Annotated in this window: 17 protein-coding genes; 9 read left to right on the forward strand and 8 right to left on the reverse strand. The window is 70.3% G+C overall.

The features are described 5' to 3' along the window. The first annotated feature begins 17 nt into the window (after positions 1-17). A complete protein-coding gene (locus XAN126_RS0117940; protein ID WP_024279962.1) occupies positions 18-293 on the forward strand; it encodes a DUF1153 domain-containing protein in 276 nt (91 codons plus the stop codon). Between the two features lie 127 nt (positions 294-420). Here XAN126_RS0117940 and XAN126_RS0117945 read toward each other — a convergent pair whose 3' ends face one another. The 3 genes from XAN126_RS0117945 to XAN126_RS0117955 form a co-directional block, all read right to left on the reverse strand. Beyond that, complete coding sequence (locus XAN126_RS0117945) at positions 421-1,350, reverse strand: histone deacetylase family protein (protein WP_024279963.1); 930 nt, start codon at positions 1,348-1,350, stop codon at positions 421-423. A 161-nt stretch (positions 1,351-1,511) separates the two neighbouring features. After that, positions 1,512-1,964: a GNAT family acetyltransferase gene (locus XAN126_RS0117950; protein ID WP_024279964.1), complete on the reverse strand. Its 453-nt coding sequence runs from the start codon at positions 1,962-1,964 to the stop codon at positions 1,512-1,514. Beyond that, positions 1,961-2,980: an L-threonylcarbamoyladenylate synthase gene (locus XAN126_RS0117955; RefSeq protein ID WP_029877349.1), complete on the reverse strand. Its 1,020-nt coding sequence runs from the start codon at positions 2,978-2,980 to the stop codon at positions 1,961-1,963. The genes XAN126_RS0117950 and XAN126_RS0117955 overlap by 4 nt, the downstream gene beginning before the upstream one ends. 154 nt (positions 2,981-3,134) lie before the next feature. Here XAN126_RS0117955 and XAN126_RS0117960 point away from each other — a divergent pair, with 154 nt between their 5' ends. Beyond that, positions 3,135-4,925 carry an acyl-CoA dehydrogenase gene (locus tag XAN126_RS0117960; protein ID WP_024279966.1) on the forward strand — a complete coding sequence of 597 codons (1,791 nt, stop codon included), beginning with the start codon at positions 3,135-3,137 and terminating at the stop codon, positions 4,923-4,925. A gap of 9 nt (positions 4,926-4,934) precedes the next feature. Here the strand turns inward: XAN126_RS0117960 and XAN126_RS27275 are convergent, their stop codons facing one another. Next, positions 4,935-6,959 (reverse strand): sensor domain-containing diguanylate cyclase, encoded by a 2,025-nt coding sequence (locus XAN126_RS27275; protein WP_155982345.1) that lies wholly within the window; start codon positions 6,957-6,959, stop codon positions 4,935-4,937. Positions 6,960-7,179: 220 nt separating this feature from the next. Then, positions 7,180-8,265, reverse strand: coding sequence for a hypothetical protein (locus XAN126_RS0117970; protein WP_029877351.1), 1,086 nt, complete (start codon positions 8,263-8,265; stop codon positions 7,180-7,182). A 259-nt stretch (positions 8,266-8,524) separates the two neighbouring features. Here XAN126_RS0117970 and XAN126_RS0117975 point away from each other — a divergent pair, with 259 nt between their 5' ends. From XAN126_RS0117975 to XAN126_RS0117990, 4 genes are all read left to right on the forward strand, one after another. Further along, positions 8,525-9,550, forward strand: a complete 1,026-nt coding sequence (locus XAN126_RS0117975; RefSeq protein ID WP_024279969.1) for a TIM44-like domain-containing protein — start codon at positions 8,525-8,527, stop codon at positions 9,548-9,550. A gap of 99 nt (positions 9,551-9,649) precedes the next feature. Beyond that, a complete protein-coding gene (locus tag XAN126_RS0117980; protein WP_024279970.1) occupies positions 9,650-10,588 on the forward strand; it encodes an ABC transporter ATP-binding protein in 939 nt (312 codons plus the stop codon). Continuing rightward, complete coding sequence (locus XAN126_RS0117985; RefSeq protein WP_024279971.1) at positions 10,585-11,346, forward strand: ABC transporter permease; 762 nt, start codon at positions 10,585-10,587, stop codon at positions 11,344-11,346. The genes XAN126_RS0117980 and XAN126_RS0117985 overlap by 4 nt, the downstream gene beginning before the upstream one ends. A gap of 17 nt (positions 11,347-11,363) precedes the next feature. After that, a complete protein-coding gene (locus XAN126_RS0117990; RefSeq protein ID WP_024279972.1) occupies positions 11,364-11,816 on the forward strand; it encodes a carboxymuconolactone decarboxylase family protein in 453 nt (150 codons plus the stop codon). Between the two features lie 183 nt (positions 11,817-11,999). Here XAN126_RS0117990 and XAN126_RS0117995 read toward each other — a convergent pair whose 3' ends face one another. Both XAN126_RS0117995 and XAN126_RS0118000 read right to left on the reverse strand, forming a co-directional pair. Continuing rightward, the gene (locus tag XAN126_RS0117995) at positions 12,000-13,415 is read right to left on the reverse strand and encodes an NAD-dependent succinate-semialdehyde dehydrogenase (RefSeq protein WP_197024123.1); all 1,416 of its coding nucleotides are present in this window, start codon (positions 13,413-13,415) and stop codon (positions 12,000-12,002) included. A gap of 201 nt (positions 13,416-13,616) precedes the next feature. Then, entirely contained in the window at positions 13,617-13,838 is a 222-nt protein-coding gene (locus XAN126_RS0118000; protein ID WP_024279974.1) for a hypothetical protein, read from the reverse strand. A gap of 199 nt (positions 13,839-14,037) precedes the next feature. On the opposite strand from XAN126_RS0118000, the gene XAN126_RS0118005 reads away from it, so the two are divergent. Both XAN126_RS0118005 and XAN126_RS0118010 read left to right on the forward strand, forming a co-directional pair. Next, positions 14,038-14,244, forward strand: a complete 207-nt coding sequence (locus XAN126_RS0118005; protein WP_024279975.1) for a hypothetical protein — start codon at positions 14,038-14,040, stop codon at positions 14,242-14,244. A gap of 129 nt (positions 14,245-14,373) precedes the next feature. Continuing rightward, the gene (locus XAN126_RS0118010; protein ID WP_024279976.1) at positions 14,374-15,000 is read left to right on the forward strand and encodes a LysE family translocator; all 627 of its coding nucleotides are present in this window, start codon (positions 14,374-14,376) and stop codon (positions 14,998-15,000) included. Positions 15,001-15,003: 3 nt separating this feature from the next. On the opposite strand, the gene XAN126_RS0118015 is transcribed toward XAN126_RS0118010, so the two are convergent. Further along, positions 15,004-16,338: a cobyrinate a,c-diamide synthase gene (locus XAN126_RS0118015; RefSeq protein ID WP_024279977.1), complete on the reverse strand. Its 1,335-nt coding sequence runs from the start codon at positions 16,336-16,338 to the stop codon at positions 15,004-15,006. Between the two features lie 47 nt (positions 16,339-16,385). On the opposite strand from XAN126_RS0118015, the gene XAN126_RS0118020 reads away from it, so the two are divergent. Beyond that, positions 16,386-17,507 carry a cobalt-precorrin-5B (C(1))-methyltransferase gene (locus tag XAN126_RS0118020; protein ID WP_038225289.1) on the forward strand — a complete coding sequence of 374 codons (1,122 nt, stop codon included), beginning with the start codon at positions 16,386-16,388 and terminating at the stop codon, positions 17,505-17,507. Positions 17,508-17,511 lie beyond the last annotated feature (4 nt).

Genomic DNA, 17,511 nt, shown 5'->3' on the forward strand with positions numbered 1-17,511 from the left:
GTAGCAGGTGCGTAGACATGACCGATGCCTATCGGCCGAGGGTCAAATATGTGATCGGGCCGGACGGGGGACCCCTGACCGTCGCCGACCTGCCGCCGCCGGATACGCGGCGCTGGGTCATCCGCCGCAAGGCGGAGGTGGTGGCAGCCGTGCGCGGCGGGCTTCTCTCGCTTGAGGAAGCCTGCAAGCGCTACACCCTCACCGTGGACGAATTCCTCTCGTGGCAGGCCTCCATCGACCGCCACGGCCTGCCGGGCCTGCGCACCACGCGCATCCAGCACTACCGGCAGTAGACGCGCGGGGCCCCGCCCCTGCGCTCAGGCACCGCGTGGGCTTTTTGCGTTGCCTTCGCTCAATCGCCGCGTGGGCTTGGCCAAAGGCCCGTGAGCCAAGCTCCCGGGCCTTTTGTCCGGGTCCGCCTCAGCCGTGCATCAGCGCGGTAACGTGGGCGGCGGCGGAGGTGGCGAGGCCTTCGAGGTCGTAGCCACCTTCCAGCAGCGAGACCACGCGGCCCGCGCACTTCTGGTCGGCGATCTCCATCAGCCGGCGCGTGATCCAGCCGAAATCGGTGTCCACGAGGCGCAGCGAGGCGAGCGGATCGCGCACGTGCGCGTCGAAGCCGGCCGAGATCAGGATCAGGTCTGGCGCGAACGAGGTGAGGCGCGGCAGGATGCGCGTCTCCATCGCCTCCTTGAACACCGCGCCGTCGTCGCCGGAGCGCAACGGGGCATTGACGATGGTGTTCACCGCCCCCGTCTCTCCCTGCGCGCCCGTGCCGGGATAGAGCGGCATCTCGTGGGTGGAGCAGTAGAGCACGCTGTCGTCGGCCCAGAAGATGTCCTGCGTGCCGTTGCCGTGATGCACGTCGAAATCCACGATGGCGACGCGCTGCAGGCCGTATTTCGCCTGCGCATGGCGGGCGGCGATGGCCACCTGATTCATCAGGCAGAAGCCCATGGGCTTGCGCGTCTCGCAATGGTGGCCCGGCGGGCGCATGGCGACGAACGCGTTGGTGACCTTGCCGTCCATCACCTCGTCCACCGCGAAGCAAGCGCCGCCCACCGCGCGCAGGGCGGCTTCCCAACTGCCCGGCGATAGGATGGTGTCGGAATCGATGCGCACCAGCCCTTCCTGCGGCACGGCCTCGCCCATGGCGTCCACGAAGTCCGCCGGATGCACCCGGATGATGTCCTCCCGCTCGCCGCGCGGCGCGAGATCGCGCACGAGGTGGGCGAACTTCTCCTGCTCGAAGATGCGATCCAGCACGCGGAGCCGGTCAGCGCGCTCGGGGTGACCGGCAGGCGTTGCGTGGCTGAGACCAGCGGGATGGGTGACGAGCAGCGTGGACATGGATGGGAACGCCCTCCCTTGGCGCAATCTTTAGTTTCTTTATTGTGCCATACCATATTCCAGCAGCACCGGGAGGATGTTGCGCCGGATCAAGACTATTGCCGCGCCGCGCCCCAATGGCCTCATCCCTTTGGGTGCGGCGCGGGCCGGATAACCCTTCTTCAATTCCCGTCCAGGCGGCGGGAAAACACGATGCGCGGCTCCTCCACATAGCCCTCGGCGGCATAGAAGCCGCGCACCTTCTCGTTGTCCGGGCGCACGAGGAGCATGAGCTTGGGGACGGCGCGGGCGCGCAGCCAGTCCTCCGCCGCGCGCAGCAGCGCCCGGCCGAGGCCCCGGCCCTGCAGGTCCGGCTCCACCGCGAGGTAATAGACCCAGCCCCGGTGTCCGTCGTGGCCCACCATGGCGGAGCCGAGAATGCGACCGCCGTCCCGCGCCACCAGAATGGTGGAATGCGGCCCGCGCCGGGCGAGCGCAATGTCGGCATGGGGATCGTTCCACGGCCGGGTCAGGCCCGCCCGCTCCCACAGCGCGGCCAGCGCCTCAGTGTCGGCGTCGGAGGCGTGGCCGATGGCGATGGTGAGGCCGTCGACATCGAGCGTCTGGGTGGTCATTGCGGCAACTCGCTCTGGGAGGGTCGGGGGGCGGCGGCGCGGGCGAGGCGGTCGGCGATGGCTTCGCCGAGCCCGTCCCGCGGCAGGGGAACGACGGCGATGGCGTCAACGCCCGCCGCATCGAGGCTGCGCAGGGCGCCATAGAGCCGGGCGGCGGCCTCGGTGAGGCTGCCAGCGGGGCTGAGGTCGAGGACAACAGCCGCGCGCGCGATGCCCGGCGGACGGGCGCCGGCGAAGGTGAGGAGCGCTTCGCCGGGCATCACCTCGCTGGCATCGAGCCGCAGCGCGGCGCGCGGCGCGTAATGGGAGGCGAGGCGGCCGGGAGCCAAGGGCGCGGCATCGCTGTGCGAGACGGGGAGCAGCAAGGGCCGGCCCAGCGCCGCCTCGATCTCCTCCCGCGCGAGCCCGCCGGGACGCAGCAGCACGGGATCGGCGCCGGTGCAGTCCACGATGGTCGATTCGACGCCCACCGGCGTCGGCCCGCCATCCAGCACCGCATGGATGCGGCCGGAGAGGTCGTCCATCACATGGCCGGCCTCGGTGGGGGAGACATGGCCGGAGCGGTTGGCGCTGGGTGCCACCACCGCACCGCCGAAGGCCGCGAGCAGCGCCCGCGCATCGGGATGGGACGGCACCCGGAGCGCCACCGTGTCGAGCCCGGCGCGGGCGAGGTCGCACACGCCGGCCCCGCCGGCGAACGGCACCACCAGAGTCAGCGGTCCGGGCCAGAAGCGCGCGGCCAGAAGCGCCGCGTCCGCGTTGAAGGCGCCGAGGCGGCGGGCAGCGGCAGCATCCGCGGTGTGGGCGATGAGCGGGTTGAAGGCCGGGCGGCCCTTGGCGGCATAGAGGGCGGCCACCGCATCCGGGTTCGCGGCATCGGTGCCGAGGCCGTAGACCGTCTCGGTCGGGAAGGCCACCAGCCCGCCCGCCGCCAGCAGCCGCGCGGCCGCCTCCACGTCGCCCGGCATATGGGCGTCGAGGAGCCGGGTGGAGCCTTCGGGAGCGGTCACGGCCATGGCTTGAAACCCGCGCCCCCGACCAATGGGTCAGGGCACGCCTCTTGACGTAAGAGGCCGGCGCCGCGATGTGGGAGACCGGCAATCGCCGTGCTTAGAGCGCGCCCGCCGGGAGCGGTCAAGCCGGCGCCCCAAAACCTCAAGGGAGGGTTCCGTGAGCTATCGCGCGCCGGTGGAAGAGATCTCCTATTTCCTCAAGACCTCCACCTCGCTCCCCGACCTGATGGCCCAGGGCCTCGTCGACCTCTCCTTCGACGTGGTGGACGCCGTGCTCGACGAGGCCGGCAAGTTCGCCGGCTCCGTCGTCGCCCCCTTCGACCGCGTGGCGGACAAACAGGGTTGCACCATCAAGGACGGCGCCGTGACGACGCCGGAAGGCATGCGCGCCGCCTATGAGGCCTGGACCGAGGCCGGCTGGTGCGGCGTCGCGGCCGAGGAGGAGTTCGGCGGCCAGAACCTGCCCACCTCCGTCACCTCCGCGCTCACCGAATTCTGGAATTCCGCCTCCCCGGCCTTCGGCATCTGCGGGGTGCTGACCCTCGGCGCCGTCGAGGCGCTCACCGCCCACGGCACGGCCGCGCTCCAGCACACCTTCCTGCCCAAGATGGTGGCCGGCACCTGGACCGGAACCATGAACCTCACCGAGCCGCAGGCGGGCTCGGATCTCGCCGCGTTGCGCAGCAAGGCGGTGAAGCAGGCGGACGGCAGCTACCGCATCTTCGGCACCAAGATCTTCATCACCTACGGCGAGCACGACATCGCCGAGAACATCGTCCACCTGGTGCTCGCCCGCCTGCCGGACGCGCCCGCCGGCACCCGGGGCATCTCCCTGTTCGTGGTGCCGAAGTTCCTGGTGAACGAAGACGGCAGCCTCGGCGCGCACAACGACGTGGTCTGCGCCGGCATCGAGCACAAGCTGGGCCTGCACGGCTCGCCCACCTGCACCATGACATTCGGCGAGAAGGGCGAAGGCGCCATCGGCTACCTCGTGGGCGAGGAGAACCGCGGCCTGGCCTGCATGTTCACCATGATGAACAACGCCCGCCTCGCGGTGGGCGTGCAGGGCGTGGCGGTGGCCGAGCGCGCCACCCAGCGCGCCTTCGCCTATGCGAAGGATCGCAAGCAGGGCAAGGCGCCGGGCGTGGAGGGCTCCGCCCCCATCATCGCCCATCCGGACGTGAAGCGCATGCTGCTGACCATGCGCGCCGAGACCGACGCCGCCCGCGCGCTGTGCCTCAAGACCGCCGACGCGCTGGACCGCTCGCGCCTCCTGCCCGACCCCATCGCCCGCGCCGCCGCGCTGGCCGAGGCGAGCCTGCTGACCCCGGTGGCCAAGGCCTTCTCCACCGATGCCGGCATCGAGGTGTCGTCGCTGGGCATCCAGGTGCATGGCGGCATGGGCTATGTGGAGGAGACGGGCGCCGCCCAGCATCTGCGCGATGCCCGCATCTTCGCCATCTACGAGGGCACCAACGGCATCCAGGCCATCGATCTCGTCACCCGCAAGCTGACCCAGGAAGGCGGCGACGTGGTGAACGCGCTCATCGCCGACTATCGCGAGACGGCCGAGGAGGTCTCCGCCCTCAACGCGCCCGACTTCGGCCATGCCGGCCCGCGCCTCGCCGAGGCGGTGGATGCGCTCGGCCGGGCGACGCGGGTGATGCTGGATCGCGTCGCCGACGAACCGGCCAAGGCGCTGGCCGCCGCGACCCCCTATCTCAGGCTCTATGCCCGCGCGGCCGGCGGCGCCTTCCTCGCCCGCACCGCCCTCGCCGCCTATGCCGAGCGCGCCGGCGGCGCCACCGATCCCCGCCTCGCCGCCCGCATCGCGGTGGCGCGCTTCTTCGCGGAGAACCTGGCGGTGGAGGCGAAGGGGCTGGAAGAGGCCGTCACCGGCGGCGCCGGCGGCGTGCTGGATGCGGAAGCGGTGCTGGCGATCGGCTGAGCCCGGTCTCTACTCCGGCGGGCGGCGGTCGGCGCGCAGGCCGGAGCGCGGCAGCATCTGGCGGCGCGGGGTCTCGTGGGCGGCGTCCTCGGCATTGCGGGGGGCAATGCCCACCGCGCGCCAGGTGCCGCGTCCCGCGTCCTTCGCCGCATAGAGGGCCGTGTCGGCCTCGGCGATGAGGGCGGCGGCATCCAGCGTGCGGTCGTCCGCCACCGCCATACCGAGGGAGAAGGACGCGGGCAGCACCAGCCCTTCCACCTCCACCGGCCGCGAGAGGTGCTTGTGGAGGCGGTCCGCCATGGCGGCGAACTCTTCCCGGCTCTTGCCCGCGGCGATGATGGCGAACTCGTCGCCGCCATAGCGGGCCACAAGGTCGCCGGCGCGGATGGCCGATTGCAGCCGCCGCGCCGCGGTGGTCAGAAGCAGGTCGCCGGCCATGTGGCCATGCTGGTCGTTGACCGACTTGAAATAATCGATGTCGATGAGCACCACGGCGAACAGCGCGCCGTCGCGCACGAGGCGGCGGCGCGCCTGCTCCAGCGCCCGGTCGAAGCCGGCGCGGTTGGCGAGGCCGGTCAACGGGTCGTGGGAGGCGGCGTGCTCCAGCGCGGCTTCCAGGTGCTTGCGCTGGGAGATGTCGGTGACGGTGCCCACCGCCCGCGTCGGCCGTCCCGCCGGATCACGCTCGACGACCTTGCCGCGCACCAGCACCCACAGCCAGCTGCCGTTGCGGTGCCGCGCCCGCATCTCCGCCTGGAACAGGAGGTGGCGCCCCTCGGCATGGTCCTTCAGCGACTTGGCCACGGCGGGCAGGTCCTCCGGATGGACCATCTGGCCGTAGTCGGAGAGCCGCTTCTTCACGTCGTTGGGCTCGAGGCCGAGCATCCGGTGGGCGCGGGCGCTGAAGAACGCGGCGTCGGACGGCAGGTGCCAGTCCCAGATGCCGTCATTGGCGCCTTCCAGCGCATAAGCGAGGCGGCGGCGATCCTCCTGCACCTCGCGCTGCTGGCGGCAGCGCTGGGCCATGATGGCGGCGATCAGCAGCGCCGGCAGCATCACCAGCACGAGCCGCGCCTGCAGGCGCAGCATGGTGACAACGAGATCGGCCGAGGCCTGCGGTGGCGAGACCGGCTGCGGCCACACCTGGGCCATGCCCAGCCCCAGCACCGCGAGGGCATAGGCGCTGGAGGCGACCGCGGTGGCAAACAGGCCGAGGCGGAAGGCGAACCACAGGAGGATGGCGCCGCCGAGGTCGCGCAGCAGCGACTCGCCATAATAGGCGCTCGCGGCCAGCGTCGCGGCCAGCGTGAGGCTGGCGAAGGCCAGTTCCTCCTCGCGGGAGATTGTCGGGCGGTGGCCCTCGGAGCCGCGCAGGCCCTCGTCCTCTGCGCGGCCGTGCCACAGCAGGAAGGGCGGCAGCAGCAGCACCACGCTCGCCATCTCGGGAATCCACCAGCGCAGCAGCAGCGGTCCGAACGTGCCGTTGGTCTCGAGGAATTCGACGAAGGCGGTGATGATGGCGCCCGGCAGCGTGCCGGCCACGGCGACCACGCCGAGGCTCACCACCATGGGCACGCTGCGCAGCGCGCCGCGCTCCATGCCCGCGCGCACGCAGCCCCAGCCCACCAGAGCGAACGTCAGCGCGTTGGCGCAGCCGGTGGCCAGCGCCGAGCCGATATCCTGCCCCTGCATCGACAGGTGGACGACCATGGAGACGAGGGCGACCACCGTCGCGAGCCGCCCCACCGCATCCCGGAACATGAGAAAATAGACGCCCACCGCCAGCGCATTGGTGGGCCAGACCGCCGGATAGACGCCGAGCCGGCGCCCCAGCTCGGTGAAGGCGATGACGAGACCGCCATAGAACAAGGCGAACAGGACGAGGTCGGTGAGGAGATCGACGACGGAGCCGCGCGGCCCGGGCGGACCGTTGGGCGCCAGCGCATGCAGGGGGGCAGCCGTTTCCTGCGGCGTTGACGGCAGGCCGTCCGCTCCGGTGGGGCTGTCCTTGGCCTCGGGGACCGGCGGCTTCATCGTCGGCGGCCCCACCGGCTGCATGATGTACGGGCGCATCTCACCCTGATGAGGGCTGGCCGGCCTTTCGAGCCGGCGCAGGATCACGGCGGAGGATCCCTCCTATCCCCGTCGCGCGCACGACTTACGCGTCGGCCACCCTGCGTTTCAAGTGACATCGTGGCTCGTAGTTTTCGCACGAATCGCAAAATGCAACAAACCGCGGTATCATGCGGTAGATTCAGCGGCCAGAGAAGCCGTCGAAGATGAAATCCGGCGCGCTGGTGTTGTGACGCGAGGGTACGAGGCGGCCGGCCCACAGCATGGAGACGTTCTGCGCGTCGGCGAAGGAGAGCACCGGCGCCTCGCCCATGAGGCCGCCGGCTCCGCCCTTGCCGGTGCCGAGGCTGCGCCACGCGACGCGGGCGACATCCGCATTACCTTCCGTCACATACATGGAGCGCAGGGCCGCGAAGGTGCCGGGCGGGGTGCCGTCGAGCTGGACCTCGAGGCGCAGCTCATCCGAGCCCACCTTGACCACCTGCATCCGCGCCTTCCCGCCGGCCGCGTAATGGAGCGTGAAGGTGCGGGTCTGCGGGGTGAAGCCCACCTCCTTCAACCGCACGATGGGCCGTTCCGCCTGCTCCACCGGCCCGACGAGGAAGGAGGAGCCATAGGCAGTATCGCGCATGTGGGCCGGCGACATGGGGCGGGCGCGCATGTAGCCGTCCGGCGGGTAGATCACCAGCACCTCCTCGGCCCTGCCGTCCACGCGCATCCAGAGCTGCACCATGTGCAGGCCCTGCGTCACGTCTCCGCCGATGCGGACGGGCACCGTCGCGGCGCGCCAGAAAGAGGGAAAGATGAAGCCGGTCAGCCACATGTCCGGCGTCTCGAAGATGGTGATTCGCTTCGGCGCGGCGGGGGAGGCGGCGGCGGGATTGGCACCGGGCTTGGCGGCGGGGTTGGCGGCGGAGGGCGGCAGCGGCGCCTTCGCATCGGCCGGCACCACCGGGTCGCCGGACATGTCGCAGGTTTCCCAGTCCGGCGCGGTGTTGTCGGCCAGGAGCATGCCCACATAGGCGGGATGCCGGACGCTGATGTTGAACTTCTGCACGTCGTCCGACACCAGCTTCAGCGTCACATTGTCGGTCTCGGCGCAGGTGGCGTTCACGCTCTCGTTGCGCACCGTGACGCCGAGGGGTTCCGCGCCTGCCGATGCGACCGCCAGTACGGTGGCGGCGAAGCCGGCGAGAAGCGCGGCGGCCAGCTTGGCGCGGGCGCGCATGCAGGTGCCGCGCGAAACGCTGGGATCGAAGGCAGGCATCACGTTCTCCGCAACTCGGTCGGCCGGGGCTGCGCGGACCTTAGCAGCGCGATCCACCGGCGGGAAAGCGCGACCTCTCCCCGCGGCAGCATTCAGGCCGGCGGCGCAGGCGTCGACATGACGTAAGGGAAATTCTATTGCGCCCACCCCTCGCAAATCCCGCCGCCCCTCCCATATGTCCGTCGGCACACGCAGCGGTGCGCAAGTCACCGCGCGGGAGGATCGAGGACAGATGTCTAGATTTCGCAAGGGTTCGTGGATGGGTTCGCGCAAGGCTTCCGGGATGGTGGCGGTGGCCGTGGCGTTGGGGCTGAGCCTCGTCGTTGCCGATCAGGCCGACGCCCGGCAGGGCGGCTCCTTCGGCAGCCGCGGCACCCGGACCTACACGACGCCGGCCCCGACCCAGACCGCGCCGAGCACTGCGGCGCCCATCCAGCGCTCCACCACGCCGCAGCCCGGCCCGCAGGCCACCAATCCCGGTGCCCGGCCGCAGACGGCGGCGCGCCCCTCCATGTTCGGCAACGGCTTCGGCGGCGCGCTCATGCGCGGCCTGCTCATCGGCGGCCTTGTGGGCATGCTGTTCGGCGGCGGCCTCGGCGGCATGGCCGGCATTCTGGGCCTGCTGCTGCAGGTGGCCCTCATCGGCGGCGCCATCTATCTCGTGATGCGCCTGCTGCGCGGCCGAAACCCCACCCCCGCCGCCGCCGGCTACGGCCGCTCCATGGCGGGTGGACCGATGCCCGGCGGTCCCAACAGCGGACCCATGAACAGCGGCCCGACTCCCGGCTACGGAATGGGTGGCGGAACGGCCGGCGGCTCCGTGCCGCCCCAGCCCAACACAGCGCCCGCGGCCCGTGGCGGCAAGACCGACGAGATCGGCGTGCAACCGGCGGACCTCGACACGTTCGAGCGCCTGCTCGCCACCATCCAGACCGCCTTTTCCCGCGAGGACCAGGGCGAGCTGAAGGCCAACACCACGCCGGAAATGTTCGGCTTCTTGGGCGACGAGCTGCGCGCCAATGCGGAGAAGGGCCTGCGCAACCAAGTCTCCGACGTGAAGCTCTTGCAGGGCGACGTGGCCGAGGCCTGGCGCGAGGGCATGCGCGACTACGCCACCGTGGCCATGCGCTACGCCATCAAGGACCAGATGGTGGACCGCGCCAGCGGCCGCGTCGTCTCCGGCAATCCCGCCGTCGGCGAGACCACGGAGATCTGGACCTTCGTGCGCGAGCGCGGTCCCTTCGGCGCCGGCCCGTGGCTGCTCAGCGCCATTCAGGAAACCTGAGCCGAGCCGCTTCACCGGAGCCGCTTCCGACACCCCCGCGAATTCAGAATTTACATCCGCCCGGGTCCACCCCCGGGCGGAACGCGCTATAAGGCGCCCATGCCGAACGTCATCACCGTCTCAGGCCTCAGTAAGACCTACGCCACGGGTCACACGGCCCTGAACAATGTCTCGCTGGACATCCGGCGCGGCGAGATCTTCGCCCTTCTCGGCCCCAACGGCGCGGGCAAGACCACCCTCATCTCCATCGTCTGCGGCCTCGTGAAGCCCACCGCCGGCACGGTCACGGTGTCCGGCTTCGACATCGTCTCCCAGTATCGCGAGACCCGCTCGCGCATCGGCCTCGTGCCGCAGGAGTTGACCGCCGAAGCCTTCGAGAGCGTGTTCGCGACGGTGAGCTTCTCGCGCGGCCTGTTCGGCAAGAAGCCGGACCCCGCCTATGTGGAGAAGGTCATCCGCAGCCTCTCGCTTTGGGAGAAGCGCGATGCGCGCATCATGACCCTCTCGGGCGGCATGAAGCGGCGCGTGCTCATCGCCAAGGCGCTGGCCCACGAGCCGGAGGTGCTGTTCCTCGATGAACCCTCCGCCGGCGTCGACGTGGAGCTGCGGCGCGACATGTGGCGCCTCGTGCGCGAGCTGCGCGATTCCGGCGTCACCATCATCCTCACCACCCATTATCTGGAAGAGGCCGAGGAGATGGCCGACCGGGTGGGCGTCATCAACCGGGGCGAGCTGATCCTCGTGGAGGAGAAGGCCGCGCTGATGAAGACGCTGGGCAAGAAGAAGCTCTCGGTGGAACTGGCGGCTCCCCTCGCAACGATCCCGGCGCGCCTTGCCCCGTTCAACCTCACGCTCTCCGACGGCGGCGGCTGCCTGACCTACAGCTATGCGGCCACCGTCGAGGGGGCCGAGGGTCGCGACCACGGCATCGCCGACCTCCTGGAGGCACTGGCCGCCGAGAGCATCGCCTTCCGCGACCTCCACACGGAGCAAAGTTCCCTTGAGGACATCTTCGTCAGCCTGGTGAGGCGCTCGTGAATCTTCAAGCCATCCGCGCCATCTACACTTACGAGATGAACCGCACGCGCCGCACCATCGGCCAGAGCATCGTCTCGCCCGTGCTCTCCACCTCGCTCTATTTCGTGGTGTTCGGCTCGGCCATCGGCTCGCGCATGTCGGAGGTGGGGGGCGTGCCCTACGGCGCCTTCATCGTGCCCGGCCTGATGATGCTGACGCTGCTGACGCAATCCATCAGCAACGCGGCCTTCGCCATCTACTTCCCGCGCTTCACCGGCACCATCTACGAGCTGCTCTCGGCTCCGGTCTCGCCGTTCGAGATCGTCGCGGGCTATGTGGGGGCGGCGGCGACGAAATCGACGCTGCTCGGCCTCATCATCCTCGCCACGGCCGCGCTGTTCGTGCCCATGGAGGTGCGGCACCCGTTCTGGATGCTCACCTTCCTGGTGCTCACCGCCGTCACCTTCTCGCTGTTCGGCTTCATCATCGGCATCTGGGCAGACGGGTTCGAGCGCTTGCAGCTCATCCCCATGCTGGTCATCACGCCTCTGACCTTCCTCGGCGGCACCTTCTATTCGCTGGAGATGCTGCCGCCGGTGTGGCGCACGGTCACTTTGTTCAACCCGGTCGTCTATCTCGTCGCCGGCTTCCGCTGGAGCTTCTTCGGCACGTCGGACGTGCGGGTGGAGGTGAGCGCGGCCATGACCCTCGCCTTCCTCATCGCCTGCCTCCTCATCGTGCGCTGGATGTTCCGCACCGGCTACAGGCTGAAGAGCTGATCCCCGAAAGGCCTGACATGTCCGAAGATTACGCCCGCCCCACCTACAAGGCGTTCACCGAGCGCGCGCCGGATATCTATGCCGGCCTTGCCGCCCTCACCAAGGGCGTGGACGCGTCCGGCCTCGACAAGGGGCTGACCGAGCTGGTGAAGGTGCGCGCCTCGCAGATCAACGGCTGCGCCTTCTGCCTGAAGTTCCACCTCGGCATCGCCCGCAAGGCCGGCGTCGCGCAGGACAAGCTGGACCTGCTCGCAGCCTGGGAGGAGGCCTCCGCCTTCTCCGTACGGGAAAAGGCGGCGCTGGCCTGGACCGAGGAGCTGACACTGCTCGGCACCGGCGCGGCCTCGCAGGACGCCTGGGAGGCGGTGCTGGAGGAATTCTCGGCGGACGAGGCGATGTTCCTCACCGTGGCGATCGCCACCATCAACGCCTGGAACCGGATCGGCATCGCCTTCAATTTCGAGGCGTGAGGGTCGGCCCCATAGGGCGCCGGACGACAGTCTCTTAACCACCGTCATGGCCGGGCTTGTCCCGGCCATCCACGTCGGGCCGCAGGCGGCGACTTCAGCGATTCACTCCCGGCCGTACCACGTGGATGCCCGGGACAAGCCCGGGCATGACGCTGGTGTTGTGCTGCGAGGGACCCTACCGCCTCACATCCCGCCCATGCAGACGTACTTGATGTTCAGGTAGTCGTCGCAACCATACTTGGAGCCCTCGCGGCCGACGCCGCTCTCCTTCACGCCGCCGAAGGGCGCCACCTCTGTGGTGATGACGCCGGCATTCACGCCCACCTGCCCGTACTGCAGCTGCTCGGAAACGCGGAAGGCGCGGCCGAGGTCCCTGGTGAAGAAGTAGCAGGCGAGGCCGTATTCAGTGTCGTTGGCATAGGAGACGGCCTGTTCCTCCGTCTCGAACTTGAACAGCGGCGCCAGCGGACCGAAGATCTCATCGCGGGCGAAGGCCATGTCCTGCGTGGCATTGGCCAGCACGGTGGGCTCGAAGAAGGTGCCGCCCAGCGCCGGCTGCTTGCCGCCGGTGAGCACGGTGGCGCCCTTGTCGAGGGCGTCCTTCAGGAGCCGCTCCACCTTCGCGAGCGCCCGCGCGTCGATGAGCGGGCCGGCCACCACGCCGGCATCCACGCCGTTGCCCACCTTGAGCTGCTTCGAGGCCTCGGCGAACCTGGCGGCGAAGGCGTCATAGATGCCCGCCTGCACATAGAAGCGGTTGGCGCAGACGCAGGTCTGGCCCACGTTGCGATACTTGGAGGCGATGGCCTGCTCCACCGCGAGGTCGAGGTCGGCGTCGTCGAACACGAGGAAGGGCGCGTTGCCGCCCAGCTCCAGCGACACCTTCTTCATGGTCTCGGCGGACTGCTTCATCAGAAGCTTGCCCACGGGGGTCGAGCCGGTGAACGTCACCTTCTTGACCGCCGGGTTGGAGGTCATCTCGCCGCCGATGGCCGGGGCATCGCCCACCACGATGTTGACCACGCCGGCCGGAATGCCGGCCATCTCCGCCAAAACGCCCCAGGCGAGGCCCGAATAGGGGGTCAGCTCGGAGGGCTTGCACACCACGGTGCAGCCGGCCGCCAGCGCCGCGCCGATCTTGCGCGAGAGCATGGAGGAAGGGAAATTCCACGGCGTCACCGCCGCGCACACGCCCACCGGCTCCTTGGTGACGAGGATGCGGCGGTTGGGCCACGGCGAGGGGATCACGTCGCCATAGAGGCGGCGGGCCTCCTCGGCGAACCAGCGCACATAGGCGGCGGAGCCCCCGACCTCGCCCTTGGCCTCGGCCAGCGGCTTGCCCTGCTCGGTGGTGAGGATGAGCGCCAGCTCGTCGGCATTCTGGGTGATGAGGTCGGCGAGCTTGTGGAGCTTGGCCGCGCGCTCGGCGGCGGTGGTGGCGCGCCAGGTCTTGAAGGCCTCGGCGGCGGCCTCGATGGCGCGGCGCGTCTCGGCGGCGCCGGCCTTCGGAATGGTGCCGATGATCGCGCCCGTGGCCGGATTGTTGACCTCGATGGTCTCGCCGCCATCGGCATCCACCCACGCCCCGCCGATCAGCATCTTGTCGCGCAGCAGGGTGAAACGGTGGGGCTCGGACGTGAAGGCGGGCTGGGTGGCGGCCATGGACATGCTCCTTGGGTCTTGCTGCCTCCGGCCGTGGCATGCCGGAGGGCGCGCGCTCGTACCGGGCGCGGCGGTGCCCGTGGGATATACGATCAGCCGGGACCGGACCAGTGGGTCGGTATCAGCGCACGCAGATGTTCAGCGCACGCAGGTGATGGAGTGGAAGGGCACGATCTGCTCCTTCTGCCCGATCCCCACCGCCACCTGGCAGCGCAGATAATCCTTGCCGACGCTCAAAGGGGCAAAGCCGGTGATGGTGTTGCCGCCGACCACCTGGATGATGATGGCCTGACCTTCCTTGTGGCCGACGATGTCGAGCACGGCCTGGCGGAAATCGTCTTCCTTGTTCTGGCACTGCATCGCGTCCCTCCCGTGGGGAACCGGGCGTGCATGCGGCCCGGCGGACCGGCGCGCCTCTGAGAACTATAACGCCGCTTCGGCCGATCCGGTCATGCTCTAAACGCATGCGACATGCGGCGGCCATCTCCCGTTGATCCGCGTCAAGGGCGCCGTTGGGGAAGGGGCTAGAAGTTGAGCGTCTGCCCGCGGGAGCTTTGTCATGCTCAAGATCGCGATTCTCGTCTGGCTCGTGCTTGCCACCACTTTTGCGGGTGCTGCGGTGCTGGCCGTCCTGTCCATCCCTTCGCTGGCCGGGCAGGACATGCGCCTCATCCCCATCGCGGCCGGTGCCGGCGCGGTCGTGGCCATTCCGTTCGCGCTCATCATCGCCAAGCGCATCCTGGCGCTGACGGCGACAAAGGCCTGAGTGGCGCCGGGGGGCGATTCACACCGCGGAGGCGGCAGTTGACCGCCTCCTCCGGCTGCGGCCATCCTTTGCGTTTCCATGAGGAGCACAAAGGAAACGGCCGTGGGTTTTGATGTCGTGTTGGGATCGATGACGCTTGAGACCTGGGCGGCGTTCGCCGGGGCCTCGGCCGTCCTCCTCGTCATTCCCGGCCCCACCGTGCTGCTGGTGGTGTCCTATGCCCTCGGGCAGGGGTGGCGGACGGCGCTGCCCATGGCGGTGGGTGTCGCGCTCGGCGATTTCACGGCCATGACCCTGTCCATGCTCGGCGTGGGCGCGCTGCTGTCCGCCTCGGCGAGCGTGTTCCTCGCGGTGAAATGGGCGGGTGCGGCCTATCTCGTCTATCTCGGCATCAAGCTCTGGCGCGCGGGCGGGACGCTCGACGCGGCGCCGCGCACGGAACGCTCCGCGCCGCTGAAGATGATGGCCCATGCCTGGCTGGTGACGGCGCTGAACCCCAAGAGCATTACCTTCTTCGTGGCCTTCCTGCCCCAGTTCCTCGACCCGCACGCGGCCTTCCTGCCGCAGTTGCTGGTGTTTCAGGCGACGTTCCTCACCCTCGCCTTCCTCAATGCGCTCGCCTATGCGCTCGCCGCCTCCCGCGCCCGCCGCGCGGTGCGCAGCCCGCGTGTGCTCGGCGCCATCAACAAGGCGGGCGGCTCCCTGCTCATCGGCGCGGGAATCGCCACCGTGGCGGTGCGCAGCGGCAATTCCTGAGCCTCACTCCCGCGCGATGGCGTGGAAGAAGCTGCCGGTGACGCTGCCCCGGCGGCTGCCGGCCGGCCCGAGGGGGCGGCCTTCGGCGTCCGAGAGGTCGGCGAGGGGTTGGTCCTCTCCGCGCGAGAGCACCGTCGCATAATGGAATTCGTGGCCGCGCACCCACGCCCCCTCCGGTCCCAGCGGCGAGGGGGCGATGAGGCGCGCCTGCCGGTAGCCCAGATTCATGCGGCGCTTGGCGAAGCTGGTTTCCAGCTCCAGCAGGCCGAGCATGGCATGGCGCACGCCTACTGCATCGACGAGGCCGGCGCCCAGCGCCATATAACCCCCGCACTCCCCATGCACCGGCTTCCCCGCCGCCGCGAAGGCATGGACTCCAGCGCGGAAGCGCTCCGCCGCGGCGAGCTGGCCAGCATGCAGCTCGGGATAGCCGCCGGGCAGCCAGAGCGCGTCGCAGCTCGCGTCCGGCGCCTCGTCCGCCAGCGGCGAGAAGGGCACGATTTCCGCCCCCTGCCCGCGCCAGCCGGCGAGCATGTGGGCATAGACGAAACCGAAGGCCGCATCCTGCGCCAGCGCGATCCGCTGGCCCGGCGGGGGCAGCAGCGCCTTGCTGTCCCCTTGCCCCTCCCCCGCCCCGGCCTGAAGCGGCGCGGCGGCGGCGATGATGCCGTCGAGGTCCAAATGGGCTTCGGCAAGATCGGCCAGCGCCGCGAGGCGGGCCGGCAGGTCATCCGTCTCCCCCGCCTGCACGAGGCCGAGATGGCGTTCGGGCAGCACGATGTCGGCCGTGCGCGGCACGGTGCCGAGCACGGGCACGCCGAGGGGCGCGACCGCCTCCCGGATCATCCGCTCGTGCCGCTCGCTGCCCAACTTGTTCAGCACCACGCCCGCAATACGCACGGCCGGATCATGCCCGATGAAGCCGCGCAGCACCGCCGCCGCCGTCTGCGACTGGCCGGTGACATCCAGCACCAGCAGCACCGGCAGGCCGAGCCGGGCCGCCACATCCGCCCCCGCGCCGGTGCGGCCTTTCTCCACCGCCACCCCGTCGAACAGGCCCATGGCCCCCTCGCCGATGACGATCTCCGCTCCCTCCCCCGCCAGTGCGGCGAGATGATCGAGCAGCGCCGGGGGCATGGCCCAGCTGTCGAGGTTCAGCCCCGGCCGGCCGGTGGCGGCGGCATGGAAGGCGGGGTCGATGTAATCAGGCCCCGACTTGATGGCCCGCACCACCCTGCCCCGCCGACGCAGCGCCGCCAGCAAGGCGAGCGTCACGGTCGTCTTGCCCGAGCCGGAGCGCGGGGCGGCGATGAGCAGGCCGCGGGGCGCATCACTCATGACGCGCACCCTTCCTTGCTGGCACCCGGACGGCTATCACGGAGCCCATGAGCACGGGCGACACCGCCGACGACGCACCCGACAGGCCGCTCAAGCGCGGCTGGACCACCGGCACCTGCGCGGCCGGCGCGGCCAAGGCGGCGTTCGCGGCGCTGGTCACGGGCGACTTTCCCGATCCGATCGAGGTGGAGCTGCCCTCCGGCGCCCGCCCAGCCTTCGCCCTCGCCATGCACGAGCGCGGCAGTGAGACCGCCACCGCCGGCATCGTAAAGGATGCGGGCGATGATCCGGACGTGACCCACGGCGCCCTCGTCCGCGCCACCGTGCGGCGCGGCGCGGCGGGCGCGGGCATCACCTTCAAGGCGGGCGCGGGTGTCGGCACGGTCACGCGGCCGGGCCTGCCCATTCCGCCCGGCGAGCCGGCCATCAATCCCGTGCCCCGCCGCATGATCGCCGCCGGCATCGCAGAGGTCGCCGCCGCCCATGGCGTCGCGGCCGATGCGGAGGTGGAGATTTCCATCGAGGATGGCGCCGCGCTGGCGCTGAAGACGCTCAACCCGCGCCTCGGCATCGTCGGCGGCCTGTCGGTGCTGGGCACCACGGGCATCGTCGTGCCCTATTCCTGCGCGGCGTGGATCCACTCCATCCATCGCGGCGTCGATGTGGCCCGCGCCATGGGGCTCGACCATGTGGCCGGCGCCACCGGCTCCGCTTCCGAGGCGGCGGTGGCGAAGCTGCACGCCCTCGACGAGGTGGCGCTCATCGACATGGGCGATTTCGTCGGCGGAATGCTGAAATATGTTCACGCCCACCCCGTGCCCAAGGTGACGGTGGCCGGCGGCGTCGCCAAGATGACGAAGCTGGCGCAGGGCTTCCTCGACCTGCACTCCAAGCGCGGCAGCGCCGACCTTCCCGCCCTCGCCCGCCTCGCTGCCGAGGCCGGTGCCGACGCCGATCTCTGCGCCCGCATCGCCGGGGCGAACATGGTGGCGGAAGCCTTCCAGATCGCGGCGGCCGCCGGCTTCCCGCTGGGCGATTGCGTCGCCCGCGCCGCCTGGACCACCGCCGCCCGCGCCCTCGACCGGGCGGATGTTCTGCTGGAAATCACCGTCTTCGACCGCGACGGTGCCCTCATGGGCCGCGCGCCGCTCCAACCTGCAAAGCGCTGAGCGG

Source organism: Xanthobacter sp. 126 (genome assembly GCF_000526175.1).
Classification (GTDB): domain Bacteria; phylum Pseudomonadota; class Alphaproteobacteria; order Rhizobiales; family Xanthobacteraceae; genus Xanthobacter; species Xanthobacter aminoxidans.